This window comes from Streptomyces sp. NBC_01520, assembly GCF_045040375.1.
Taxonomy (GTDB): Bacteria; Actinomycetota; Actinomycetes; order Streptomycetales; family Streptomycetaceae; genus Streptomyces.
Window position 1 is genome coordinate 1,158,901 of record NZ_CP109404.1, and the last position, 24,583, is coordinate 1,183,483.

The 24,583-nt window shown below is 66.8% G+C and carries 18 protein-coding genes and 3 rRNA genes; 5 read left to right on the forward strand and 16 right to left on the reverse strand.

Features of this window, described 5'->3' with window-relative positions; all coding sequences use genetic code 11:
- Positions 1-31: 31 nt before the first annotated feature.
- The 11 genes from OG524_RS05355 to OG524_RS05405 all read right to left on the reverse strand — a co-directional run bounded on the left by OG524_RS05355 (position 32) and on the right by OG524_RS05405 (position 12,996).
- The gene (locus tag OG524_RS05355) at positions 32-505 is read right to left on the reverse strand and encodes a bifunctional nuclease family protein (RefSeq protein ID WP_405392088.1); all 474 of its coding nucleotides are present in this window, start codon (positions 503-505) and stop codon (positions 32-34) included.
- A 53-nt stretch (positions 506-558) separates the two neighbouring features.
- Positions 559-1,302, reverse strand: coding sequence for a MerR family transcriptional regulator (locus tag OG524_RS05360; RefSeq protein ID WP_405392087.1), 744 nt, complete (start codon positions 1,300-1,302; stop codon positions 559-561).
- A 41-nt stretch (positions 1,303-1,343) separates the two neighbouring features.
- Positions 1,344-2,135 carry an FHA domain-containing protein gene (locus tag OG524_RS05365; RefSeq protein WP_405392086.1) on the reverse strand — a complete coding sequence of 264 codons (792 nt, stop codon included), beginning with the start codon at positions 2,133-2,135 and terminating at the stop codon, positions 1,344-1,346.
- A 190-nt stretch (positions 2,136-2,325) separates the two neighbouring features.
- Positions 2,326-3,132: a DUF881 domain-containing protein gene (locus tag OG524_RS05370; RefSeq protein WP_405392085.1), complete on the reverse strand. Its 807-nt coding sequence runs from the start codon at positions 3,130-3,132 to the stop codon at positions 2,326-2,328.
- 5 nt (positions 3,133-3,137) lie between these two features.
- The gene (locus OG524_RS05375; protein WP_003970459.1) at positions 3,138-3,470 is read right to left on the reverse strand and encodes a small basic family protein; all 333 of its coding nucleotides are present in this window, start codon (positions 3,468-3,470) and stop codon (positions 3,138-3,140) included.
- Positions 3,467-4,327, reverse strand: coding sequence for a DUF881 domain-containing protein (locus tag OG524_RS05380; protein WP_405392084.1), 861 nt, complete (start codon positions 4,325-4,327; stop codon positions 3,467-3,469). Before OG524_RS05380 ends, OG524_RS05375 begins: the two co-directional genes overlap by 4 nt.
- A gap of 156 nt (positions 4,328-4,483) precedes the next feature.
- On the reverse strand, positions 4,484-6,979 hold the full coding sequence (locus OG524_RS05385) for a sugar phosphate nucleotidyltransferase (RefSeq protein WP_405392083.1): 2,496 nt from the start codon (positions 6,977-6,979) through the stop codon (positions 4,484-4,486).
- Positions 6,980-7,099: 120 nt separating this feature from the next.
- The gene (locus OG524_RS05390; protein ID WP_384495865.1) at positions 7,100-7,702 is read right to left on the reverse strand and encodes a CDP-alcohol phosphatidyltransferase family protein; all 603 of its coding nucleotides are present in this window, start codon (positions 7,700-7,702) and stop codon (positions 7,100-7,102) included.
- A gap of 147 nt (positions 7,703-7,849) precedes the next feature.
- Positions 7,850-7,966, reverse strand: a 5S ribosomal RNA gene (gene rrf / locus OG524_RS05395).
- A gap of 79 nt (positions 7,967-8,045) precedes the next feature.
- Positions 8,046-11,171: ribosomal RNA gene (locus OG524_RS05400) — 23S ribosomal RNA — on the reverse strand.
- A gap of 299 nt (positions 11,172-11,470) precedes the next feature.
- Positions 11,471-12,996: ribosomal RNA gene (locus OG524_RS05405) — 16S ribosomal RNA — on the reverse strand.
- Together the 16S, 23S and 5S rRNA genes form the textbook arrangement of a ribosomal RNA operon.
- 701 nt (positions 12,997-13,697) lie before the next feature.
- On the opposite strand from OG524_RS05405, the gene OG524_RS05410 reads away from it, so the two are divergent.
- Positions 13,698-14,147: a PTS glucose transporter subunit IIA gene (locus OG524_RS05410; protein ID WP_405809302.1), complete on the forward strand. Its 450-nt coding sequence runs from the start codon at positions 13,698-13,700 to the stop codon at positions 14,145-14,147.
- Positions 14,148-14,231: 84 nt separating this feature from the next.
- Positions 14,232-15,902: a phosphoenolpyruvate--protein phosphotransferase gene (ptsP, locus tag OG524_RS05415; RefSeq protein ID WP_405392081.1), complete on the forward strand. Its 1,671-nt coding sequence runs from the start codon at positions 14,232-14,234 to the stop codon at positions 15,900-15,902.
- A gap of 104 nt (positions 15,903-16,006) precedes the next feature.
- Here the strand turns inward: ptsP and OG524_RS05420 are convergent, their stop codons facing one another.
- Positions 16,007-16,921, reverse strand: coding sequence for a hypothetical protein (locus OG524_RS05420; protein ID WP_405392080.1), 915 nt, complete (start codon positions 16,919-16,921; stop codon positions 16,007-16,009).
- A gap of 91 nt (positions 16,922-17,012) precedes the next feature.
- Positions 17,013-18,989 (reverse strand): acetoacetate--CoA ligase, encoded by a 1,977-nt coding sequence (locus OG524_RS05425; RefSeq protein ID WP_405392079.1) that lies wholly within the window; start codon positions 18,987-18,989, stop codon positions 17,013-17,015.
- Between the two features lie 218 nt (positions 18,990-19,207).
- Here OG524_RS05425 and OG524_RS05430 point away from each other — a divergent pair, with 218 nt between their 5' ends.
- Positions 19,208-21,571 (forward strand): glycoside hydrolase family 31 protein, encoded by a 2,364-nt coding sequence (locus OG524_RS05430; RefSeq protein ID WP_405809304.1) that lies wholly within the window; start codon positions 19,208-19,210, stop codon positions 21,569-21,571.
- Here the strand turns inward: OG524_RS05430 and OG524_RS05435 are convergent.
- Entirely contained in the window at positions 21,562-22,074 is a 513-nt protein-coding gene (locus tag OG524_RS05435) for an NUDIX domain-containing protein (RefSeq protein ID WP_405392077.1), read from the reverse strand. The genes OG524_RS05430 and OG524_RS05435 overlap by 10 nt on opposite strands.
- A 60-nt stretch (positions 22,075-22,134) precedes the next feature.
- Between OG524_RS05435 and OG524_RS05440 the strand changes: the two genes are divergently transcribed.
- Positions 22,135-22,941 carry a M15 family metallopeptidase gene (locus tag OG524_RS05440; protein ID WP_405392076.1) on the forward strand — a complete coding sequence of 269 codons (807 nt, stop codon included), beginning with the start codon at positions 22,135-22,137 and terminating at the stop codon, positions 22,939-22,941.
- 121 nt (positions 22,942-23,062) lie between these two features.
- Positions 23,063-23,413, forward strand: coding sequence for an Mpo1-like protein (locus tag OG524_RS05445; RefSeq protein WP_405392075.1), 351 nt, complete (start codon positions 23,063-23,065; stop codon positions 23,411-23,413).
- Between the two features lie 138 nt (positions 23,414-23,551).
- Here OG524_RS05445 and OG524_RS05450 read toward each other — a convergent pair whose 3' ends face one another.
- Both OG524_RS05450 and OG524_RS05455 read right to left on the reverse strand, forming a co-directional pair.
- The gene (locus OG524_RS05450) at positions 23,552-24,157 is read right to left on the reverse strand and encodes a GTP-binding protein (protein WP_405392074.1); all 606 of its coding nucleotides are present in this window, start codon (positions 24,155-24,157) and stop codon (positions 23,552-23,554) included.
- Positions 24,138-24,575 carry a DUF742 domain-containing protein gene (locus tag OG524_RS05455; RefSeq protein ID WP_405392073.1) on the reverse strand — a complete coding sequence of 146 codons (438 nt, stop codon included), beginning with the start codon at positions 24,573-24,575 and terminating at the stop codon, positions 24,138-24,140. The genes OG524_RS05450 and OG524_RS05455 overlap by 20 nt, the downstream gene beginning before the upstream one ends.
- Positions 24,576-24,583: the final 8 nt, after the last annotated feature.

A 24,583-nucleotide genomic window follows, 5' to 3' on the forward strand; every position in this document is an offset into this window, starting at 1 on the left:
CGGATGCGCTGACGGAGGCCCTGTGGGACGGTCACTGACTGTTCGTACCGAAGTCCTCCGGCGAGATCTGGTCGAGGAACTCGCGGAACTTCTCCACTTCGTCCTCCTGCTCGTCCGGGATGGCGATTCCGGCGTCGGCGAGCACCCCGTCACTGCCGTAGATCGGCGTACCGGTGCGCAGGGCGAGCGCTATGGCATCGGACGGCCGCGCGCTCACCTCGACCCCGCTGGCGAAGACCAGCTCCGCGTAGAAGACCCCTTCGCGCAGGTCCGTGATGCGGACCTCCGTGAGCTCCTGGCCCACGGCCTCGAGCACATCCTTGAAGAGATCATGGGTCAGCGGCCTGGCCGGAGCCATGCCCTGCTGGGCGAAGGCGATCGCGGTCGCTTCCCCAGGGCCGATCCAAATAGGGAGGTACCGGTCGCCTCCCACTTCACGCAGGAGAACGATCGGTTGGTTGGAGGGCATTTCCACCCGGACACCCACAACGTCGAGCTCGTTCACACAGCAACCCTAGGACGTGCCCGCCATGTTTGGATAGTCGGGCTCCTCCGCGGTCAGTGGAAGCGGACCTTCAGAGCGGTCTGGACGAGTGCGGCGTGGAGCCGGACGGAGAGCTCCGCGAGCTCCCTCGCAGTGGCCTCCGCATGGGCCCTGGTCTGCGGATTCCGGTGCAGGCGCAGGGGCGCGACCACCTGCTCGACGAGCCCGGCCTCACGTTCGGCAGCCGCTTTAACCGCCCGCAGATGCCGAGGCTCCAGACCGAATCGCCCCAGATCCGCCACAAGCCGTGCCACGGTGACCGCCTCGGCCTCGTAGCTGCCCCCGGACGTCGGCACGATCAGCCCGTACGACTCCCACTCGTCGAGCTGGTCCTCGGACACCTCCGCGGCGGCAAGGAGCTCGGAGCGGCCGATACGGGCGGCGGTGGAACGTCCGGGGTCCGGTTCCCAGCGGCCGTCCACCAGCTCGCCCTGGCCACCGCCGGACGGCAGCGCGGCCTGCTCCCCGCGGGCCAGGGCGTCGAGGTGCTCGCGAATGACCTTGAGCGGCAGGTAGTGGTCCCGCTGCATACGCAGGACCTGGGCCAGCCGCTCCACGTCAGCGGCACCGAACTTCCGGTATCCGGAGGGGGTCCGCTGCGGCTCGATGAGCCCCTCGGCCTCCAGGAAGCGGATCTTGGAGATGGTGACTTCGGGAAACTCGTCGCGCAGTCGCAGGAGCACCGTGCCGATGCTCATGGCTCGCTCGTCCGCAGCGGCGGTGCCGTGTCCGGCACCGCCTGTCGGTGTTCGCAGCATGGACCTTCCTGAGGGTCCCCCCGGACCGCGTCCGGGGAGGGTCACACGCCTCGCTGGCTCGCGTAGAAGACCAGCCGGTACTTCCCGATCTGGACTTCGTCGCCGTTGGACAGCGCGACGGAATCGATGCGCTCACGGTTCACATAGGTGCCGTTGAGGCTGCCGACGTCACCCACGGTGAAACTACCGTCCGCGTTCCTGCGGAACTCCACATGACGCCGCGACACGGTCACGTCGTCGAGGAAGATGTCGCCCTGCGGGTGACGGCCGGCCGTGGTCAGCTCGCCGTCCAGCAGGAAGCGGCTGCCCGAGTTCGGGCCGCGGCGCACCACGAGCAGCGCGGAACCCGCCGGCAGGGCGTCCACGGCCGCCTGGGCCTCCGGCGAGAGCGAGGGGGCGGCCGTCTGACCGGTCACCTCTGCCTCGTACGCCTCGATGCCGGAGATCGAGATGGTCGAGGTCGTCTCCGCGGCACGCTCGGGCACCCCGCCCCGCAGCGGCGCGCCGCAGTTGGAGCAGAAACGGCTGGCCTCGGCGTTGCGATGCCCGCACCTCGTACAAACCGGCATGGACGAGCCCTCCGGGGCGGGGGGAATCCCTCCACCCGTACTTGAGGTCGATGGTGCCCCGAAACCTATGCGTCCGGCACCACCAGGGTCAACAGACGACGCGCCGGACCCACCGGCGCCGTCCCCTGGCACTTCATCGCGGAAGAGCGGGCGCTCCGAGCCCTGCTCCTCGGCGCCCTGACCCTGACGCGGAGCACGGTGGCGGGCAGCACTGTTGCTGTCCTCGCGGGCACTCTTTCCGAACAACTTCGCAAACAACTTCACGGGCGTTTCCCCTTGACCGAAATAGACCCGCCCGTGGGGCAGGACGAACCCTGAATGAACACACCTGCCGACCCGGACATCCTCACAACGTCCGTATCCACCCGACAGTTTCCACCACGCGCCACCGATCCGATGCGCCGACCCCCCGCAACCTCGTCCTCGTGTCCCTCCGGCCCCGCCCGCCGTGCCTTCACTGCGGTGACGACCGAGCGTAGTCAGGCTGCTTCGCCGGTCGCAAGGCATCCACGACGATGTCCTCGGAGCGCGTCACCTGCGCCGTGGCCTGCTCCTTCTCCAGCGTCTGCACCACTCCGCCGGGGATGTTCAGAGCCGGTTCGAGGTCCTGCGGCTTGCCGATGACCTTGAACTCGTACGGGGCCTTGATCTTTCGCCCGTCGACCCGGAGGTCTCCCCCGTCACCGGAGAAGTACGTGTTGGCCACCACACGCACCCCGTCGACCTCGATTGCCTCAGCTCCGGCCGCGCGCAGCTCCTGGATGGTGTCCAGGAGCATGTCCGCCTCGACGGCGCCCGTCGGGTCGCTGATGGTCAGGGTGATGCCGGGACCGTGGGCCGCGACCGTGCCCGCGAGGATACCGAGCTGCCTTTCCTTCTCCAGGGTCTGCTTGCGCGCCTCCTCCGCCTGGTCGGAGCTGTTCTCCAGCTCCGTGCGCTGGGCGTCCAGACGCTGCTTCTCGTCCTCGAGGCGCTGGGTGCGGTTGTCGAGCTCGTCGAGGATGCGCACCAGGTCCTCCTGGCGGGCGCCTCGCAGTGCGCTGTTGTCGCTGTTCGACCTGACCTGGATGGCCAGGCCGAGTCCGAGGACGAACAGGAGGAGGGCGACGACGAGTTGGGCCCTGCTCACCCTGGGCGGCCAGAGGCCGGCCAGCAGCCGCCGGCGTCCCGACATCTCCTCGGGCGCGGCGGCCGGCGCCGGTGCGGGCTCGGGGGCCCCGGGAGGCGGCGCGCCGCCGGGCGGATTCTGTTCGTTGGTCATCGGCCTCAAGCCCGGAAGACGTGCCGGCGGATTGCCGCGGCGTTGGAGAAGATGCGGATGCCGAGGACGACCACCACACCTGTGGAGAGCTGGGCTCCGACGCCCAGTTTGTCGCCGAGGAAGACGATCAGTGCGGCCACCACGACGTTCGAGAGGAACGACACCACGAAGACCTTGTCCACGAAGATCCCGTCGAGCATGGCCCGCAGACCGCCGAAGACGGCGTCGAGCGCGGCGACGACGGCGATCGGCAGGTAGGGCTCGACCACCGCCGGCACTTCGGGCCGGACCAACAGTCCGACCACGACTCCGACGACGAGGCCCAGTACGGCGATCACGATGTGCCCTTCCCTGTGTCTGCCGCACCACTGCCCGTGTCTGCGGCCTGAGGCTCTGCTGTTCGTACGATCAGGCTCGGCGCAGCCGGCAGACGCACCTTCTCCTGCTCGGAGATGCTGGTGCGGATGTCGAAGCTCTCGTGCAGCGCCTGCAGATACAGCCCGTCCGCACTGTCACGGAACGCGTCCGCGAGCTTCTTCCCGTCCCCCACCGCGAGCACGGTGTACGGCGGCACGAGCGGCCTGTTGTCGACCAGTATGGCGTCGCCCGCGGCGCGGATCGCCGAAAGCGCCGTCAGCCGCTGCCCGTTGATCGCGACGGCCTCGGCGCCGGACTGCCACAGGCCGTTGACCACCCGCTGCATGTCGCGGTCCCGTACCCGCCCGGTGTCGGCGAAGCCGGTCGACTCGCGTGGTCCGCCGCCGCCCTGGTCGGTGTCCTTGGCGTCGTCGACGACGAGCTTGATTCCGGGCCCTTCGACGGGGGTTGCTCCGGACAGCAGCGCGACGAGTCCGCCCTGGTCCCCGCCGTGCTCCTCAAGTGCCTTGCGCTGCCGCTCGCCGACGTCCTTGCGCAGTTCGTCGACGTCCGCCTGGAGCGTGTCGGCCGCGCTGGTCTCCGCGTTGACGCGGTCGATGAGTTCCTCGCGCTCCTTGGCCACCACGGGGGCCGCGACCTGGGCCTCCGCGGCACCGAGGGTCACCACGAGAGCGGCCAGCACCAGGCCCGCCGCGAGCCCCAGCTTCGCCTTGAGCGTACGGGGCATGCCTGCGCTGCCGTCAGCCTCGCGGCGTGCCGAAGCCTCGGCGTAACCCTCGTCCAGGCTGTGTTCCATCACCGTGGTCAGCAGAGACATGGACGCGTCGGGGCGGGGAGGCGGCGGTGCGCTACTCCGATCGGGGGGCGGCTGCGACATGCCGCACATCGTCGCACGTCATGGCGGCTGCCGCCGAATGGCCCCACCGGTGCCCCGGAAGCCGCAGCGTAGCGGCTTCCGGGGCACCGTCGGGGGTCAGTCGCCCGCGCTGTCGACGATCGCCGACCATTCGTCGAGCAGTGCCTGGGCGGAGGCGTCGTCGGGGCCTTCGGCCCACAGATGGGTCACGGCCTCCGCGCGGTCGGGCAGCACCATCACCCAGCGTCCGTCGGTCTCGACCACCCGGACACCGTCGGTGGTGTCCACGCTGCGCTCTCCGGCCGCCTCGACGACGCGTCGCATGACGAGTCCCTTGACGGCCCACGGCGTCGCGAGGTCGCGGCGCAGGACGTGGGCGCGCGGGATGCGTGCGTCGATCTGGCTGAGCGTGAGCTGTGTCCTGGCGACCAGCCCGATGAGGCGGACGAAGGCCGCCGCGCCGTCGAAGACGCTGCTGAACTCGGGGATGATGAATCCGCCGCGTCCGTCACCACCGAAGATGGTGGTGTCCTCCCGGCCCACCCGTGTCAGATCGTCCGGGGACGTGGTCGTCCACTCCACCTGCGTGCCGTGATAGGCCGCCACCTGTTCGGCGACGCGTGTGGTCGTCACCGGGAGGGCCACCCTCCCGCTCCGCCGCTCGGCGGCCACCAGGTCCAGCATGACCAGCAGGGCACGGTCGTCCTCGATGATGCGGCCCCGCTCGTCAACCAGGGAGAGCCGCTCACCGACGGGGTCGAACCGCACCCCGAAGGCTGCCCGCGCGGACGACACGATCTCCCCGAGCCGCACCAGTCCGGCGCGCCGCGTCTCCGCGGTTTCGGTGGGCCGCGACTCGTCGAGCCCCGGGTTGATGGTCAGCGCGTCCACACCGAGGCGTCCGAGGAGGCTGGGCAGGACGAGCCCCGCACTGCCGTTGGACGCGTCCACGACCACCTTGAGGCCGGCGTCGGCGATGCCCGCCGTGTCGACGTTGCGCAGGAGCGATCCCGTGTAGGAGTCGAAGACGCTCGACGGGAAGTGGAGGTCCCCGATCTCTCCGGGGAAGGCCCTTCGGTACTCCTGGCGGGCGTAGACCCGGTCCAGCTTGCGCTGGCGGGCCTGGGAGAGGTCGGCTCCCCGCTCGTCGAAGAACATGATGTCGACGGAGTCCGGCACCCCGGGGGACGTCCGGATCATGATGCCGCCTGCGCTGCCCCGTGCCGTCTGCTGGCGGGCTACGGGCAGCGGTACGTTCTCCAGGTCCCGGACGTCGATGGCGCTGGCCTGCAGCGCCGAGATGACCGCCCTCTTCAGTGCACGCGCGCCGCGGGAGTGGTCACGGGCCGTGGTGACCGTCGCGCCCTTCTTCAGCGTCGTCGCGTACGCGCCGGCGAGCCGGACCGCGAGTTCCGGGGTGATCTCGACGTTCAGGATCCCGGAGACACCACGTGCTCCGAACAGATGGGCCTGCCCCCGCGACTCCCAGATCACCGAGGTGTTGACGAACGCGCCGGCCTCGATCGTTTTGAACGGGTAGACCCGCACATTGCCCTGGATGATCGATTCCTCACCGACCAGGCATTCGTCGCCGATGACGGCGCCGTCCTCGATGCGCGCCGCACGCATGATGTCGGTGTTCTTGCCGATCACGCAGCCACGAAGATTGCTGTGGTCGCCGATGTACACGTTGTCGTGCACCACGGCCCGGTGCAGGAACGCACCGGATTTCACGACGACGTTCGATCCCACGACCGTGTGCTCGCGAATCTCGGCGCCGGCTTCGATCTTGGCGTAGTCGCCGATGTACAAGGGGCCGCGGAGTACGGCGTCGGGGTGGACCTCCGCGCCTTCCGCCACCCATACGCCGGGAGAGATCTCGAATCCGTCGAGCTCGACGTCCACCTTGCGTTCCAGCACGTCGGCCTGGGCCTTGACGTAGCTTTCGTGGGTGCCCACGTCCTCCCAGTAGCCCTCGGCGATGTAGCCGAAGATGGGCTTGCCTTCCTTCATGAGCTGCGGGAACACGTCGCCCGACCAGTCCACGGAGGTGTCGGCCTGGACGTAGTCGAAGACCTCGGGTTCCATGACGTAGATGCCCGTGTTCACCGTGTCCGAGAAGACCTGGCCCCAGGTCGGTTTCTCCAGGAAGCGCTCGACCTGTCCCTCTTCGTCGACAATCGTGATGCCGAATTCCAGCGGGTTGGGAACCCTCGTCAGGCATACGGTGACGAGTCCGCCCTTTTCCTTGTGGAAGGCGATGAGGTCGGTGAGGTCGAAGTCGGTGAGGGCGTCGCCGGAAATGACCAGGAAGGTGTCGTCCTTCAGGGCTTCCTCGGCGTTCTTCACGCTTCCCGCGGTACCGAGTGGCTTCTCCTCGTTGGCATAGGTGAGCTCCATACCGAGTTCTTCGCCGTCACCGAAGTAATTCTTGACGAGCGAGGCGAGGAACTGAACGGTCACAACGGTCTCGTTGAGCCCATGCCGTTTGAGCAGCCGCAGCACGTGCTCCATGATCGGCCGATTGGCCACGGGCAGGAGCGGCTTGGGCATGCTTGAGGTCATGGGGCGAAGGCGGGTGCCTTCACCGCCTGCCATCACGACGGCCTTCATGTCGGAAACGTCCTCCTTGAAGAGACGACGGTCTAGCCGACTTCACCCGTCGGGGCAAAACACCAGAGCATTCGTTGCGGGCGTGCGACTCTGCACGTCACGCGTCAACGAGCTGATCGGCTACTTTTCATCCGCCTTGACGAGCCGGCGGACCTGGACCACGTAGAGGATCCCTGCCCACCAGTAGAGGGTTGTACCCCACCCGGCGAACGCCCATCCGAAAATGGCGCCCGTCGTTGCCAGCCAACCACTACCGTCGCTGAGCAGCAACAAGGGGAAGGCGTACATCAGGTTGAACGTAGCTGCTTTGCCGAGGAAGTTCACCTGGGGTGGTGGATAGCCGTGCCGGCGCAGGATTCCCACCATGACGAGGAGCATCAGCTCACGGGCGAGAAGCGCCGCGGTCAGCCAGAGCGGAAGGATCTCCCGCCAGGTGAGGCCGACCAGGGTGGACAGGATGTAGAGGCGGTCGGCAGCCGGGTCCAGGAGCCGTCCGAGACTGCTGATCTGATTCCATCGGCGGGCGAGCTTGCCGTCGAGATAGTCACTGACACCGCTCAGCATCAGGACCAGCAACGCCCAGCCGTCACTGTTGGGGCCGCCGAACACGGGGCGGAGAATCAGCCACAGGAAAAGCGGTACGCCGACGAGGCGAGCCATGCTGAGGATGTTGGGGATGGTGAGTACTCGGTCCGTCTGAACTCGAGTCTCCTGGACCTCCACCCGGGGGCCTCCTGTGAAGAACGTGCCAATGATGCCCCTTGACCCTACCCTCAGCTGCCGGCAGCCGGTGCACAGGGGTACGGGGAAAGGGTTGTGAACGCGGAAAAGCCCCGTGCCACAAGGGCACGGGGCTTTCCCGGAATAATTGTTCGGCGGCGTCCTACTCTCCCACAGGGTCCCCCCTGCAGTACCATCGGCGCTGAAAGGCTTAGCTTCCGGGTTCGGAATGTAACCGGGCGTTTCCCTAACGCAATGACCACCGAAACACTATGAAATTAACCAACACCGGACATAAACACAGCCGTTCGTTATTTCAGAACTAACACAGTGGACGCGAGCAACTGAGGACAAGCCCTCGGCCTATTAGTACCAGTCAGCTCCACCCGTTACCGGGCTTCCACATCTGGCCTATCAACCCAGTCGTCTACTGGGAGCCTTAACCACTCAAGGTGGTGGGAATACTCATCTCGAAGCAGGCTTCCCGCTTAGATGCTTTCAGCGGTTATCCTTTCCGAACGTAGCCAACCAGCCATGCCCTTGGCAGGACAACTGGCACACCAGAGGTTCGTCCGTCCCGGTCCTCTCGTACTAGGGACAGCCCTTCTCAATATTCCTACGCGCACAGCGGATAGGGACCGAACTGTCTCACGACGTTCTAAACCCAGCTCGCGTACCGCTTTAATGGGCGAACAGCCCAACCCTTGGGACCGACTCCAGCCCCAGGATGCGACGAGCCGACATCGAGGTGCCAAACCATCCCGTCGATATGGACTCTTGGGGAAGATCAGCCTGTTATCCCCGGGGTACCTTTTATCCGTTGAGCGACAGCGCTTCCACAAGCCACTGCCGGATCACTAGTCCCGACTTTCGTCCCTGCTCGACCCGTCGGTCTCACAGTCAAGCTCCCTTGTGCACTTACACTCAACACCTGATTGCCAACCAGGCTGAGGGAACCTTTGGGCGCCTCCGTTACTCTTTAGGAGGCAACCGCCCCAGTTAAACTACCCATCAGACACTGTCCCTGATCCGGATCACGGACCCAGGTTAGACATCCAGCACGACCAGAGTGGTATTTCAACGACGACTCCACAACCACTGGCGTGGCCGCTTCAAAGTCTCCCACCTATCCTACACAAGCCGAACCGAACACCAATATCAAACTATAGTAAAGGTCCCGGGGTCTTTCCGTCCTGCTGCGCGAAACGAGCATCTTTACTCGTAGTGCAATTTCACCGGGCCTATGGTTGAGACAGTCGAGAAGTCGTTACGCCATTCGTGCAGGTCGGAACTTACCCGACAAGGAATTTCGCTACCTTAGGATGGTTATAGTTACCACCGCCGTTTACTGGCGCTTAAGTTCTCAGCTTCGCACACCCGAAAGTGCACTAACCGGTCCCCTTAACGTTCCAGCACCGGGCAGGCGTCAGTCCGTATACATCGCCTTACGGCTTCGCACGGACCTGTGTTTTTAGTAAACAGTCGCTTCTCGCTGGTCTCTGCGGCCACCCCCAGCTCATGGAGTAAATCCAATCACCAGTGATGGCCCCCCTTCTCCCGAAGTTACGGGGGCATTTTGCCGAGTTCCTTAACCATAGTTCACCCGAACGCCTCGGTATTCTCTACCTGACTACCTGAGTCGGTTTAGGGTACGGGCCGCCATGAAACTCGCTAGAGGCTTTTCTCGACAGCATAGGATCATCCACTTCACCACAATCGGCTCGGCATCAGGTCTCAGCCTTAACGTGTGACGGATTTACCTACCACACGGCCTACACCCTTACCCCGGGAACTACCACCGCCCGGGCTGGACTACCTTCCTGCGTCACCCCATCGCTTACCTAATACAAGTCTGGTTCATCGGCTCCACCACTACCCTCAACTCCGAAGAGATCAGGCCGGCTTCACGGACTTAGCATCGCCTGATTCAGTATTGGGCGTTTCAAAGCGGGTACCGGAATATCAACCGGTTGTCCATCGACTACGCCTGTCGGCCTCGCCTTAGGTCCCGACTTACCCTGGGCAGATCAGCTTGACCCAGGAACCCTTAGTCAATCGGCGCACACGTTTCTCACGTGTGTATCGCTACTCATGCCTGCATTCTCACTCGTGAACCGTCCACAACTCGCTTCCGCGGCTGCTTCACCCGGCACACGACGCTCCCCTACCCATCCATACTCCCGTTGGGGATATGTGTATGAATGACACGACTTCGGCGGTACGCTTGAGCCCCGCTACATTGTCGGCGCGGAATCACTTGACCAGTGAGCTATTACGCACTCTTTCAAGGGTGGCTGCTTCTAAGCCAACCTCCTGGTTGTCTCTGCGACTCCACATCCTTTCCCACTTAGCGTACGCTTAGGGGCCTTAGTCGATGCTCTGGGCTGTTTCCCTCTCGACCATGGAGCTTATCCCCCACAGTCTCACTGCCGTGCTCTCACTTACCGGCATTCGGAGTTTGGCTAAGGTCAGTAACCCGGTAGGGCCCATCGCCTATCCAGTGCTCTACCTCCGGCAAGAAACACACGACGCTGCACCTAAATGCATTTCGGGGAGAACCAGCTATCACGGAGTTTGATTGGCCTTTCACCCCTAACCACAGGTCATCCCCCAGGTTTTCAACCCTGGTGGGTTCGGTCCTCCACGAAGTCTTACCTCCGCTTCAACCTGCCCATGGCTAGATCACTCCGCTTCGGGTCTAGAGCGTGCAACTCAATCGCCCTATTCGGACTCGCTTTCGCTACGGCTTCCCCACACGGGTTAACCTCGCTACACACCGCTAACTCGCAGGCTCATTCTTCAAAAGGCACGCAGTCACGACTGCATATGCAAGCACATACAGCGACGCTCCCACGGCTTGTAGGCACACGGTTTCAGGTACTATTTCACTCCGCTCCCGCGGTACTTTTCACCATTCCCTCACGGTACTATCCGCTATCGGTCACCAGGGAATATTTAGGCTTAGCGGGTGGTCCCGCCAGATTCACACGGGATTTCTCGGGCCCCGTGCTACTTGGGTGTCTCTCAAACGAGCCGTTGATGTTTCAGCTACGGGGGTCTTACCCTCTACGCCGGACCTTTCGCATGTCCTTCGCCTACACCAACGGTTTCTGACTCGTCTCACAGCCGGCAGACTATGAAAGAGAGATCCCACAACCCCGTATGCGCAACCCCTGCCGGGTATCACACACATACGGTTTGGCCTCATCCAGTTTCGCTCGCCACTACTCCCGGAATCACGGTTGTTTTCTCTTCCTGCGGGTACTGAGATGTTTCACTTCCCCGCGTTCCCTCCACACTGCCTATGTGTTCAGCAGCGGGTGACAGCCCATGACGACTGCCGGGTTTCCCCATTCGGAAACCCCCGGATCAAAGCTTGGTTGACAGCTCCCCGGGGACTATCGTGGCCTCCCACGTCCTTCATCGGTTCCTGGTGCCAAGGCATCCACCGTGCGCCCTTAAAAACTTGGCCACAGATGCTCGCGTCCACTGTGCAGTTCTCAAACAACGACCAGCCACCCATCACCCCACCCTTACAGGTGAGTGCACTGGGGCCGGCAACCGAAGATCCAGACTAAAAAAGCCCGCACCTTCAGATACCCAACAGCGTGCCCGACCCGACCGATCCCCTTCACTTTCCACGCCGAAGCAGTACTCACGAAAACAACCTGTCGTGCCGAATAGTCAACGTTCCACCCATGAGCAACCACCGTCGAACATTTGCCGACGTAATGGTCTCTGGACTCCTTGCGGAATCTAGATGCTCCTTAGAAAGGAGGTGATCCAGCCGCACCTTCCGGTACGGCTACCTTGTTACGACTTCGTCCCAATCGCCAGTCCCACCTTCGACAGCTCCCTCCCACAAGGGGTTGGGCCACCGGCTTCGGGTGTTACCGACTTTCGTGACGTGACGGGCGGTGTGTACAAGGCCCGGGAACGTATTCACCGCAGCAATGCTGATCTGCGATTACTAGCAACTCCGACTTCATGGGGTCGAGTTGCAGACCCCAATCCGAACTGAGACCGGCTTTTTGAGATTCGCTCCGCCTCGCGGCATCGCAGCTCATTGTACCGGCCATTGTAGCACGTGTGCAGCCCAAGACATAAGGGGCATGATGACTTGACGTCGTCCCCACCTTCCTCCGAGTTGACCCCGGCAGTCTCCTGTGAGTCCCCATCACCCCGAAGGGCATGCTGGCAACACAGAACAAGGGTTGCGCTCGTTGCGGGACTTAACCCAACATCTCACGACACGAGCTGACGACAGCCATGCACCACCTGTATACCGACCACAAGGGGGGCACCATCTCTGATGCTTTCCGGTATATGTCAAGCCTTGGTAAGGTTCTTCGCGTTGCGTCGAATTAAGCCACATGCTCCGCTGCTTGTGCGGGCCCCCGTCAATTCCTTTGAGTTTTAGCCTTGCGGCCGTACTCCCCAGGCGGGGAACTTAATGCGTTAGCTGCGGCACCGACGACGTGGAATGTCGCCAACACCTAGTTCCCAACGTTTACGGCGTGGACTACCAGGGTATCTAATCCTGTTCGCTCCCCACGCTTTCGCTCCTCAGCGTCAGTAATGGCCCAGAGATCCGCCTTCGCCACCGGTGTTCCTCCTGATATCTGCGCATTTCACCGCTACACCAGGAATTCCGATCTCCCCTACCACACTCTAGCTAGCCCGTATCGAATGCAGACTCGGGGTTAAGCCCCGAGCTTTCACATCCGACGTGACAAGCCGCCTACGAGCTCTTTACGCCCAATAATTCCGGACAACGCTTGCGCCCTACGTATTACCGCGGCTGCTGGCACGTAGTTAGCCGGCGCTTCTTCTGCAGGTACCGTCACTTTCGCTTCTTCCCTGCTGAAAGAGGTTTACAACCCGAAGGCCGTCATCCCTCACGCGGCGTCGCTGCATCAGGCTTTCGCCCATTGTGCAATATTCCCCACTGCTGCCTCCCGTAGGAGTCTGGGCCGTGTCTCAGTCCCAGTGTGGCCGGTCGCCCTCTCAGGCCGGCTACCCGTCGTCGCCTTGGTAGGCCATTACCCCACCAACAAGCTGATAGGCCGCGGGCTCATCCTTCACCGCCGGAGCTTTTAACTCCATCCCATGAGGGACAGAGTGTTATCCGGTATTAGACCCCGTTTCCAGGGCTTGTCCCAGAGTGAAGGGCAGATTGCCCACGTGTTACTCACCCGTTCGCCACTAATCCACCCCGAAAGGCTTCATCGTTCGACTTGCATGTGTTAAGCACGCCGCCAGCGTTCGTCCTGAGCCAGGATCAAACTCTCCGTGAATGTTTTCCCGTAATCGGGATCACAACACGAGAGCGGAACGACCAGGTCGGAATAAGACCGGTCGTTCACAGCGTCCTCGCTGTTGTTGCCTACCAGACCCGAAGGACCGGCAGGACTTTTCAAAGGAACCACCAACCTGCCGAAGCAGGCCGGGGTATCAACATATCTGGCGTTGACTTTTGGCACGCTGTTGAGTTCTCAAGGAACGGACGCTTCCTTCGGTCCCGTTTCACCGGGGTCCTCCGGGCGCTTCCCTTCGTTCTTGCGTTTCCGACTCTATCAGACTCTTTCCTGTCCGATTCCCGGCCGAAGCGGGCCCCCCGCTAAGCGGGAGAATTGTTTTTCTCGCTTTCCAGTTCTTCGCTTTCGCGTTTCCCTTTCCGGCGAGTCCGACTCTACCAGGCCTTTTCCTATTCCCTTGACCACGTCCTGCAGACATGCAGATGCGCCGATCAGAGTTAGAGTCTGGGCTTGAGAGTCGCCACCGACCCCCGACTCAAAGTCGCGTTGGGGCCAGGCAGGAGTACGACAGTACAGGTCGCTGTGAGGCGAGGCAAATCGTTTCCGGTGCACCCCTAGGTCCGCCAACCGGTAGGTCTCGGGCGGAACCGGGACTTCATATGACTTACGCTGCTGATCAGTACGCCGCCCTCCATCAGCCGCGGCGGCGACATACGAATCTCCACCCCTGGGAGGCTCCCATGACCACAGTGACGTCCCCTCTTGCCGGCCGCGCCATCGGGCTCACCGCGGTTCCCGACCCGGTGTTCTCCGGCGCGATGGTGGGTCCCGGTACCGCCATCGACCCCGTGCGCGAGCCGTCCGAGGCCGTCTCGCCGGTCGACGGCATCATCGTCTCCCTCCACCCGCACGCCTTCGTCGTCGTGGACGACCAGGGACACGGAGTACTGACCCACCTCGGGATCGACACCGTGCAGCTCAACGGCGAGGGCTTCGAGCTCCTCGTGAACAAGGGGGACACGGTGGTCCGCGGCCAGGGCATCGTGCGCTGGAACCCGGCGGCTGTCGAGGCGGCCGGCAAGTCGGCCATCTGTCCGGTCGTGGCGCTCGAAGCCACCGCCGACTCCCTCTCCGACGTGCGCGAGGACGGCGACGTGAAGGTCGGCGACGTGCTGTTCGGCTGGCAGTGACACCCTCGGCTCCGTAGTCGGGGCACCAGCGAGTTGGGAATTCACCGCGGTGGCACGGCCGCCGCACAATCGGAGACGGGTCACATGGAGACAACGCTGCGAGGCGTCGGCGTGAGCCACGGAGTGGCGATCGGCGAAGTTCGGCACATGGGTACGGCGGTGCTGGAGCCGCCCGCCAAACAGATTCCCGCGGACGAGGCCGAGCGCGAACAGGGGCGTGCCCGCCAGGCCGTGGAAGCTGTTGCGGCCGACCTGATCGCACGCGGCAACCTTGCGGGGGGCGAGGCTCAGCACGTCCTCGAGGCCCAGGCCATGATGGCCCAGGACCCCGAGCTCATGGCCGATGTGAATCGCCGTATCGCTGTCGGCAGCACCGCGGAGCGTGCCGTGTACGACGCGTTCGCCTCGTACCGGGCGCTGCTGGCGAACGCCGGGGAGTACCTGGCGGGGCGCGTCGCGGACCTCGACGACGTACGCAACCGGATCGTGGCGCGGCTGCTCGGTGTTCCCATGCCGGGCGTACCGGACAGCGACGAGCCGTACGTACTGATCGCGCGCGATCTGGCTCCGGCCGACACCGCGCTGCTCGACCCGACGCTGGTGCTCGGGTTCGTCACCGAGGAGGGCGGGCCGACCAGTCACAGCGCGATTCTCGCGCGTGCGCTCGGAGTGCCCGCTGTCGTGGCCCTTCCGGGAGCCGGTGAGATCGCCGAGGGCACCGTCATCGCGGTGGACGGCAGCACCGGTGAGATCTTCGTCGAGCCGAGCGAGGAGAAGCGCGCCGAGATGGAGAGCGCCGCGGCGGCCCGCAAGGCGGCGCTGTCGGCCAGCACCGGACCCGGTGCCACGTCCGACGGGCACAAGGTGCCGCTGCTCGCCAATGTCGGCGGCCCCGCCGACGTACCCGCGGCCCTGGAGGCCGGCGCCGAGGGTGTCGGGCTGTTCCGTACGGAATTCCTGTTCCTGGACGACAGCAAGCAGGCTCCCTCCGAGGAGAAGCAGGTCGCGGCATACCGCGCGGTGCTGGAGGCGTTCCCCGAGGGACGCGTCGTCGTGCGGGTGCTGGACGCGGGTGCGGACAAGCCGCTGGACTTCCTGACCCCGGCGGACGAGCCGAACCCCGCCCTCGGTGTCCGTGGGCTGCGCAGCCTGCTGGACCACCCCGATGTGCTGCGGACCCAGCTGACGGCCCTGTCCAAGGCGGTCGAGGGGCTGCCCGTCTACCTCGAGGTCATGGCCCCGATGGTCGCCGACCGTGCCGATGCCAAGGCGTTCGCCGACGCCTGCCGCGAGGCCGGGCTGCCGGCCAAGTTCGGTGCGATGGTGGAGATTCCGTCCGCCGCACTGAGGGCGCGCTCGATCCTGCAGGAGGTGGAGTTCCTGTCGCTGGGTACCAACGACCTCGCGCAGTACACCTTCGCCGCCGACCGTCAGGTGGGTGCCGTGTCCAGGCTGCAGGACCCGTGGCAGCCCGCGCTGCTGGATCTCGTCGCGCTGTCGGCCGAGGCCGCGCGGGCCGAGGGGAAGAGCTGCGGTGTCTGCGGTGAGGCCGCCGCGGATCCGCTGCTCGCCTGTGTGCTGACCGGTCTGGGTGTCACCTCCCTATCGATGGGTGCCGCGTCGATTCCGTATGTGCGCGCGACGCTGGCGAAGCACACGCTCGCTCAGTGCGAGCGTGCGGCATCCGCCGCGCGTGCGGCGGACTCCGCCGAAGAGGCACGGGTCGCCGCACAGGCGGTGCTGTCGGGCGAGTGACGCCTTCGGGCGGACAGTCGGGTGTGACGAAGGGATGAAGGGGTTCCCGCCGGTTCCGGCCGGTGGGAGCCCCTTCGCCTTGTCAGCGATACGTCAGCCGCACGTCAGTGGTGTGCCTCCGGCTCGTCCGCACCGATGTCGAAGCCCGCGCGGTATTCGACGCCGGACTCGGGCGGGACGGGCTCGCCCGTGTCGGCGTCGGTGCAGTAGGCGCTGAAGACCTCGCCCGCCGTGAGCGGGAGGAGCCCGCCCCGCACCAGGCGCCAGCCGTGCACGCGGTCCGGGCCGTCCGGTGCCGTGGTGCGCAGGACGACCCCTCCCCGGGTCTCGAGTGCGACGCCTACCGCGAGCACGGTGACGAACTCGGCCCCTTCCGCCGAGGCGAGCCGGACCGGGCCCTCGGCGTCCCGTGCGGTGTGGAGGACGGCGATGAGCTGTTCGTTCTCCGTGGGTGTGCTGCAGACCAGGTGGTGCGCGCCTGGTCCCGCCGTCTCCAGCAGGCGCGTCAGCAGGTGGGAGGCCCGGTCGAAGGCGGCGCGGCCGATCTCCTGCCCGCATTCGGCACAGTCTCCGAGGTCCGCCAGGAGCATGGTGGCGTACTCCCAGGTGGCGCGGCGGACCGCTCGTGAGACGAGGAGCGGGATCAGGCTGTCGAGTGGCTGGCCGGTGTACGCCACGGTCGCGCCGGCCGAAGCGATGTCGGCGACGAAGCGGCTGCGGCTGGTCCGCTCGTGAGGGTCGAGGCCGGATTCGGTGCAGAACTCCGCGTAGTCCTCCGGGTCGAAGAGGGCGACCGTGGTGTGCATGCCCTGCGCGGCAAGCGTCTTGAGCAGGCCTTCGACCTGCTGGAGATAGACGGAGTGGTCGTCGAAGACGAAGCTCCGGTAGTGACGCATCGCCGCGAAGTCCTCGGCGTCGACCAGGAGGCCGACGGTGCTGGGTGCTTCGCGGCGCAGTGCGCGTCGCATGGATGTCCCGGAACGGTGCCGGGTGTGCTTCGTCTGCCCGGTGTACGCCATGAGTCCCCCTGTGCCTGTCGAGCTGTGCTCTGCCGAACGATGCTCACTCAGAGTAATCAGGGGGACCGACAGTGGTGTCCCGGTGACCGGGTCACTGGCGCTTGCGGGCCAGGTCCTCGTAGAAGTGGAGGAGTTCGAGGTTGTCGATGGAGCCCGGGTTGACCGCCTTGGCCAGGGCTGTTCCCTGGAGGAGGCGCTTGACCGGAACCTCGATGCGCTTGCCGGTGAGAGTGTGCGGGATGCCGGGCACTTCGATGACCTCGTCGGGCACGTGGCGCGGGGAGAGGTGCTCGCGGATGGTCCGCTTGATGCTGTCGCGGAGGCCGTCGTCCAGCACGGCTCCTTCGGCGAGGTGGACGAAGAGCGGCATCCAGTAGCCGCCGTCCGGTTCCTCGACGCCGATGACGAGGGACTCACGGATCTCGGGGAGCCGCTCGACCGCTTCGTAGATGTCGGCGGATCCCATCCGTACCCCCTGCCTGTTGAGGGTGGAGTCGGAGCGGCCGTGGATGATGACCGATCCGTGGTCGGTCAGGGTGATCCAGTCCCCGTGGCGCCAGACTCCGGGGTACATGCCGAAGTAGCTGTCGTGGTAGCGGCTGCCGTCCGGGTCGTTCCAGAAGCGGATCGGCATGGAGGGCAGGGGGCTGGTGACGACGAGCTCGCCGACCTCGCCGGTCAGGGGTTCGCCCGCGGGGTCCCAGGCCTGGAGGTCCGTGCCGAGGCAGGGTGCCTGCAGTTCGCCGATGTGGACCGGGAGGGTCGGCACGGCGCCGGCGAAGCAGCTGCAGACATCCGTACCGCCGCTGACGGAGGCGATCCAGAGGTCCTCGGCGACTTCGTCGTGGAGCCAGCGGAAGCCGTCGGGCGGGAGCGGGGACCCGGTGGTGGCGACGCACTGGACGCGGCTGAGGTCGTGGTCGCGGCCCGGGTGGATGCCTGCCTTCCCGCAGGCCATCACGTAGGCCGCCGAGGTGCCGAAGAGGGTGGCCCCGGTCTGTTCGGCGACACGCCACTGGGCGCTGACGTCGGGGTAGCCGGGGCTGCCGTCGTACAGCACGACCGTGGTGCCGGTGAGCAGGCCGGAGACGAGGAAGTTCCACATCATCCAGCCGGTGGAGGTGTACCAGAAGAAGCGGTCCTCGGGGCCGAGGTCGCAGTGCAGGCCGATCTGTTTGAAGTGTTCCAGGAGGATGCCGCCCTGGGACTGGACGATCGCCTTCGGGAGTCCGGTGGTGCCGGAGGAGTAGAGGACCCACAGGGGGTGGTCGAAGGGCACCTGCTCGAAGACGGGTTCGGTGTCCGCGGAGGTGAGTTCGGACCAGGCGAGGGCGCCCTCGGGCGTGTCCGTGCCGAGGAGCGGGATGTGGACGACCGCGCGCAGGGTGGGGAGTTCGCGGCGGAGCTCGGCCACGGTGTCCGTGCGGTCGTGCTCCTTGCCGCCGTAGCGGTAGCCGTCGACGGTGAACAGGACGACGGGTTCGACCTGCTGGAAGCGGTCGAGGACGCTGCGGGCGCCGAAGTCCGGGGCGCAGGAGGTCCAGACGCCCCCGACCGCGGCGGTGGCGAGGAAGGCGACGACCGCCTGCGGGATGTTGGGGAGGTAGCCGCTGACCCTGTCCCCCGGGGCGACGCCGAGCGCGCGGAGCTCGGCGGCCAGCGAGCCGACCTGGCGCCGGAGTTCGGACCAGCCGATGGGGATCTGGGTGTGTGTCTCGTCGACGTACAGCAGGGCCGGTGCCTCGGCACGCAGCGGATCCTCCGCCGTGCGCAGGGCGTGTTCGGCGTAGTTGAGGGTGGCGCCGGGGAACCATTGGGCGCCGGGCATGGTGCGGTCGCCGAGGACGGTGTCGTACGGGGTGGAGAAGCGTACGCCGAACCAGTCGGCGACAGCCTGCCAGAAGGTGTCGAGCTCCTCGACTGACCAGCGGTGCAGCGCCGCGTATCCGCCGTCGGCGGGTGCTCCGTACCGGTCGGCCGCCCAGCGCTGGAAGCGGGTGACGGCCGCGGCCTCGATGCGTTCGGGGGCGGGCTGCCAGAGGGGGGCTTCGCCGGCTGCTGAGGTCATGGAGGTTCCCTGGCCTTTCGGGTACGCGGGGTGTGCGTGCGTCACGCCCACGTGCTGGGGTGTGCGCGTGAGCGGCATTCAGGGACGATGCCATGTGATCGTCCTTCGCACCAGGGGCGGCCTGCCATGCCTGCGTGTCCCGGTGTGTGGTCCGGCCACAGGTGAACGGAAGCTGAACGGACCCTGTTCGCGGCCGGCCGGGTGGCAGGGTGGCCTGCATGGATGGTCGTGACCTGGTGCGTTCGGTGAAGATGATCGGTTCGGTGCGGGGGATGCGCACGGTGCGCTCCGCCTGGCGGCGGCGGCGTGCGGACGCGCGGGCGCTGGCGCCGCGCGGTGCGGAGCGGGCTCGTGTGCCCGGTCTGCTGGTGAGTGCCGAGCCCGGGCCGGGCGGTGGTGTCGTGAAGTTCGCCCGTTCGGAGTTGCGCATCCGTGTGTCCGTCGGTGGTGCGGTGTTCTGGTCCTGGGACGGTGCGGAGCCGCTGCCCTCGTACGCGCTGGCCGGAGCCGCGCCGGAGCCGGATCCGCGGGCGGGGCTGGAGCCCGACAAGGACGGCGGCTGGCAGGTGGTGTCGGAGCGGCTGACGGTGGTCGTGTCGCGGCACGGGGCGGTGGAGCTGCGTACGCCGGGCGGGGTGGTGCTGCGCAGGGAGTTGCCGCCGCGCTGGTGGGAGCCGGTGGAGGGAGGGGCCGCGCGGTGGGTTCAGCGGTCCGAGGTGCCGGCCGACGCGCGTTTCTTCGGGCTGGGCGGGCGGGCCGGTGGTCCGCGGCTGCGCGGAGGGACGTACCGGTTGTGGAACACGGATCCGGGCGGTCGTTTCGGTCCCGGGGACGATCCGCTGTACCTGACCATGCCGGTGCAGCTGGTGGTGTCGGACGCGGGGACCCATCTGGCGTTCCACGACAACACGTGGTCGGGCCGGGTGACGCTGCGGGAGGGTGAGGAGGGTGCGGGGTCCGGTCATGACCGGCCGGGTACCTGCGAGGTGCGGATGGAGGGCGGTCCGCTCCGCTGCTGGGTGGTCGCCGGTACGCCGGCCAGGGTGCTGCAGGGCTGGACGGCGCTGACCGGTGCGCCCGCGCTGCCGCCGTCGTGGGCGCTGGGTCCGCAGCACGCCCGGTGGGGTTTCGGCAGCGAGGCGGAGGTGCGGCGGGTCGTGGCGGGGTACCGGGAGCGGGGGCTGCCCCTGTCGGTGCTGCATCTGGACATCGATCACTTCGACGCGCACCGGGTGTTCACCGTGGACCGCGAGCGGTTCCCCGATCTGCCGGGGCTGGCGAAGGAGTTGCGCGAGGACGGGGTGCGTCTGGTCTCGATCGTCGATCCGGCGGTGACGGCGTCGCCGGGCGACGCGGTGTTCGACAGTGGCGGCGAGGTCGGCGCGGCGGGGGCGTTCGTCCGGGATCCGCAGGGCCGTCCGGTGCTCGGTGAGGTGTGGCCGGGCGAGTGCGTCTATCCGGACTTCACCGATCCGCAGGTGCGGGAGTGGTGGGGGACGTTGTACGAGGAGCGGCTGGCGCAGGGCTTCTCCGGGGTGTGGCACGACATGAACGAGCCGGTGGCGTTCTCGGCGTTCGGGGAATCGTCGCTGCCGCGTTCGGCCCGGCACGCGCTGGAGGGCCGTGGCGGGGACCACCGCGAGGCTCATAACGTCTACGGGCTCGCGATGGCGCGGGCCGGCTACGAGGGGCTGCTGCGGCTGCGGCCCGAGGAGCGGCCGTTCCTGTTCTCCCGTTCCGGCTGGGCGGGGATGCAGCGGTACGGGGGTACCTGGTCCGGTGACGTGGCCACGGGGTGGCCCGGGCTGAGGGCCTCGCTCGCACTGGTGCTGGGGCTCGGGCTCTGCGGGGTGCCGTACTCGGGTCCGGACGTGGGGGGTTTCGACGGGTCCCCGTCGCCCGAGCTGTATCTGCGCTGGTTCCAGCTGGGGGCGTATCTGCCGTTGTTCCGTACCCATGCGGCCATCGACGCGGGGCGGCGGGAGCCGTGGGAGTTCGGGCCCGAGGTGCTCGCGCACGCGAAGGCGGCACTGGAGGAGCGGGAGCGAATGCGTCCGTACTTCGTGACCTTGGCGCAGCTCGCCCGGCTGACGGGTGCGCCGTATGTCCGTCCGATGTGGTGGGGCGATTCCGCGGACCGGGCGCTGCGGGAGTGCGAGGACGCGTTCCTGCTGGGTGACTCGCTGCTGGTGGCTCCGGTGATGGAGCACGGGGCGGACCGGAGAGCGGTGCGGCTGCCGCGGGGGCGCTGGTACGACACGGCGACCGGGGAGGCGTACGAGGGTCCGGGGCAGGTGCTGGTGGACGCGCCGCTGTCCCGGATTCCGGTGCTGGCGCGGGCGGGCGCCGTGCTTCCGGTGCGGGGTGCGGACGGGGGTGTCGAACTGGAGGTGTGGGCTCCGGCGGTGGGCCGCAGCGGGGGCGGGCTCGTCGTCCGGGACGCGGGCGACGGGTGGGCGACGGCGGAGGTCGAGCGGTACACGTCGCGGATCGCGGACGGGCGTGTGGTGGTCGAGCGGGACGGTGAGGAGGACCGGGTGACGTATCCGGTACGGGTGCGGGGGCTGCCGGGTCAGCGGTAACGGCCGGCGAACCATGCGCGTACGGCCTGTGTGTGCAGGGGGAAGGCCAGTTCGCCGGGGGCGCGCAGTACGTCGTATCCGGAGGTCTCGTCGGTGGGTGCGGAGGGCGGGAGGTCTTCGGCGGGGCGCGGCGGGAGCAGGCCGAAGAGGAGGAGGTGGCCGTCCGGGGAGCTGAGGGCATCGGCAAGCCGTACGTCCGTCTCCTCGGCCCCGATGCCGGTCTCCTCGCGCAGTTCGCGGACGACCGCGTGGCGCCAGTCCTCGGTGTGGTCGACGTACCCGCCGGGCAGGGCGATGCCACCCGTCCGCGGAGGGACGGTGCGGGTGATGACGACGAGTCCGGTGCCGTCCCGGCCGGTGACGGGCAGCAGGGCGACGGCGACGGGCAGGGGGTTGCGGTAGGCGGTGTGCCCGCAGGAGGCGCAGGTGCGTGGCCAGGTTGCGGGCGCGGACGGGCCGGCGGAGTACGGGGCTCCGCAGTTGCCGCAGTGGGAGTCCTTCACGGGCGGACTGTATCCGATCACTCTTCTCCTGCAGCCCTGGAGCTGATAGACGATGTGCCCATGACAGGAATCGCTCTCGCGCTCCGCACCCTGGCCTCCGCCGCCGCAGCCCTGCTCCTGGTGACCGCCGCCTCCCCGGCGGCGCAGGCCCGGCCCGAACCGAAGGCTCCCCCGCAGTTCGTCGACCTCCGCTCCGTCGATCCGACGATCATCACGGAGATGCGGTACACCACCGCACACACCTTCATGGGTGAGGCGGTGGACGGATACCGGCAGCCCGTCTGCATACTGACCCGTCCCGCGGCCCTCGCGCTGCGTACGGCGCAGCGGGGTCTCCTGCGCCAGGGCTACTCGCTCAAGGTCTACGACTGCTACCGGCCGCAGCGGGCGGTGGACCACTTCGTGCGGTGGGCGAAGGATCTCGACGACCAGAGCATGAAGGGCGAGTTCTATCCGCTCGTCGACAAGACGCGTCTGTTCGAGGACGGTTACATCGCGGAGAAGTCCGGTCACAGCCGGGGAAGCACGGTCGACCTGACGCTGGTGAAGTTGCCGGCCCTGCCGACCAGGCCGTACGTGCCGGGTGAGGAGCTGGCGGCGTGCTACGCGGCGAAGGACCAGCGCTTCCCGGACAATTCGGTGGACATGGGTACGGGTTACGACTGTTTCGACACCCTGTCGCACACGGACGACCCGCGGGTACAGGGGGTTCAGCGGGCGAACCGGCAGTTCCTCAAGGAGACGCTCACCGGTCTCGGTTTCGTGAATCTGGCCGAGGAGTGGTGGCACTTCACCTACAAGCCCGAAGTCTTCCCGGACACCTACTTCGACTTCCCGGTGGCCCGGCGCTCCGTCGCCGGACACTGACCGCCCGCCCGTGCGGTGAACGGGCGACCGGGACCACCCCCGTGGGCTCCGGCCGCCCGTTCTCCTTATCGGACGCCGAACTGCCGTGTCCGGTTGCCGGTCGAGCCATTACGGTGCCTCTATGTCTCAGCAGACGTTCGATTCGTACGAAGAGTTCTGGCCCTACTACGTCGCCATGCACTCCAGGGCGGCGACCAGGTGGGTCCATCTGACCGGAACGCTGACGGGTCTCGCGGTCACCGCGTACGGTCTGGCGCGCGGCCGGAAGCGGTATGCCGCGGCGCTGCCGCTGATCGGGTACGGGACCGCGTGGCCGGCGCACTTCCTCATCGAGAAGAACAACCCGGCGACGTTCGGGCATCCCGCGTGGTCGCTGCGCGGTGATGTGCGGATGATCCGGATGATGCTCGCCGGACGGGACCGGGAGCTGGCCCGGACGGCGGCCGAGTGGCTCGCCGAGAACCCCCGGTGACCCGGCGCCGCGCGGAGGCTTGACGGTCCGTCACGGCGGGTGAAGACTCCTCCCGCGGCCGTTGCAGGCCGAACGAAACGCGGCCCGTACCCCGGTCGGCGGGGGTACGGGCCGCGTTCGGGTGCTGTCTCCCGGCCGTCAGGTCCTGGCGGGCTCCCGGCTCCGGTCGGCACGCGCCAGGGCGTGCTCGACGACCGCGACCAGCACGTCCCGTACGGACGAGCGGTCGCGCGCGTCGCAGAGCAGTACCGGCACCTCGGGATCGAGGTCGAGCGCCGCCTGCACCGTCCCGGTGGCGAACTCCTCGGCCCCCTCGAAGAGGTTGACCGCGACGGCGAACGGGATCCCGCGGCGCTCGAAGTAGTCGACCGCCGCGAAGCAGTCCTCCAGCCTGCGGGTGTCCGCGAGGACGACCGCCCCCAGCGCGCCCTGGGCCAGCTCGTCCCAGAGGAACCAGAAGCGGTCCTGGCCGGGTGTCCCGAACAGGTAGAGCACCAGATCCTCGCGCAGGGTGATCCGCCCGAAGTCCATCGCCACCGTGGTGCTGTTCTTGCCCTCGACTCCGGCGAGGTCGTCCACGGGACGGCCCGCCTCGCTCAGTCTCTCCTCGGTGCGCAGCGGTCTGATCTCGCTGACCGCCCCCACCAGGGTCGTCTTGCCCACGCCGAAGCCGCCCGCCACCAGGATTTTCAGGGTAACGGGCTCAACGGGCCGCTTGCTGCGGCTAGAGCGCCCGAAGGCCATTGATCACCTCGCGAAGAATGTTCACGTCCGGCAGCTCGGCCGGCGGAACGGGACGGGTGACGTGCACCAGTTCGTCCTCGACGAGGTCACCGACCAGCACACGGACCACCCCGACGGGGAGGTCAAGTCCTGAGGCGAGCTCGGCGATGGACTGGGGCATGCCGCTGCACAGTTCGACGATCTCCACGTGTTCCGGGGAGAGCGTCTGGTCCCGGCCGGGATCGTCGGCCGCGGGTTCCGGGACGACGATCGCGATCAGGTCGAGTCGGTGGCGGGACGCACTGCTCGTACGTCCCCGGGTCATCGCGTAGGGACGGACCACAGGGCCCGCTTCGGCGTCGTACCAGCGCGAGGAACCCGCATCGGCGGGAGCGTGCATGTCTCCGGGGGTGGTGTCCCGGACGGAGTCGGCGCTCATGCCATCCC